Source organism: Mesorhizobium sp. P5_C1 (assembly GCF_054049815.1).
This window is the reverse complement of record NZ_JBFULQ010001033.1, coordinates 1-1154: the sequence shown is the minus strand read 5'-3', so window position 1 is coordinate 1154 and position 1154 is coordinate 1. Positions and strand designations below refer to the sequence as shown.

General features: G+C 59.2%; 2 protein-coding genes. Both read right to left on the bottom strand.

Annotated features, from left to right (window positions below):
• On the bottom strand, positions 1 to 513 hold a 513-nt coding region (locus tag ACXJ7R_RS33655), incomplete at its 3' end, for a GGDEF domain-containing protein (RefSeq protein WP_457155558.1).
• Positions 514 to 732: 219 nt separating this feature from the next.
• Positions 733 to 1154: thermonuclease family protein (locus ACXJ7R_RS33650; protein ID WP_457155557.1), on the bottom strand; the 422-nt coding region annotated here is incomplete at its 5' end.

The window sequence follows — 1154 nt, the reverse complement described above, 5'->3', positions numbered from 1 at the left end:
GAACATGGAAGTCCCTATGCGTCCAACCAGATCATCCGCGCGTACTGATGATTGTATGGTTATGGCTATGAGCCGCAAAGCCTCGTCGCCCCATTCAAGGCCAAAGCGCAGATTGATGGACCGTAGATGTTCCGAATGAATGACCAGGAAGGCGCCCGAGCGTGGTCCCGGCGCCGATGGCCTTGTTGCTCTTCTTTCGACCATCGACGTGAAGACCGGCCCGTTCAGACAGCCTGTCAACCTGTCATAGGTTCCGGACCTGTTGAGTTCCTGACGGCAGCTGCGGATTTGGATCTGCTGCCAGCCGATTAGTACGAAAAGCGGCAGACCAATGACCACGGGCAGCAGCACGGCTGTCATCATGCTGCGCCCGAACGGCGTGAACGCGTCGCTGAACAAGAGCAGATAGTTGAAACCCAGAGAAAGACCGAGGCTCCCGGCTGTTCCTAGAAAGGTCAGCCATGCGGCGCTTCTCCATGCCTGCGCGGAGGCGGTCGCTGTGGTTTGTGCCATTGGCTAATCTCCTGTCAGATCAGCCAGCATAGAGCCGGCGTACAGCATTTTCAGTTTCCGAGAAGCATACAATTTGAACTATGAGACCCGATACTGTTCAAGCAACCGGCTTGCACCGGAAATTTGCGCCGTAAAGGTTAATCAATGGAATGCCGACGGCCGCTGAACAATCAACGGCGGCCTCGGCGAACGCTGCTCCGGTCCTTTGATTCTCGCAGCCTATTGTGGCGGACCGAAAATGCCCATCCCCGCGCCCTGAGCAGTCACTTGCGCTTTGCCATAGATGCCACTCGGCAGCGCCGTGGCCCAGCCGTTGGACACAAGCCAGGCGCCGACGTCCTGCTTGCCCAGCCTGCATTGGGCGGCGATGGCAAAACGCTCGACGTCCGGTGGCACGAAGCATTTCAGCGCGCGTCCCCTAACCCAGGAATTGAAGGCGGCACGTGCGCGCTCGCCGCAAGGCCAGGTGACATCATGAAACGAACAGGTTCTGTCGAGGTCGATGCCCTGCACCCCGCTGATGATTACTGTCCGGCCCATGGACGCGAAGATCGCGGACGTTGCGGCAGCCGGGCGAAAGAGCAGCACCTCCCGCCAATCCTCCGGCATCGGTGTCTTCGGGGGCACAGCCAGACCAAGGT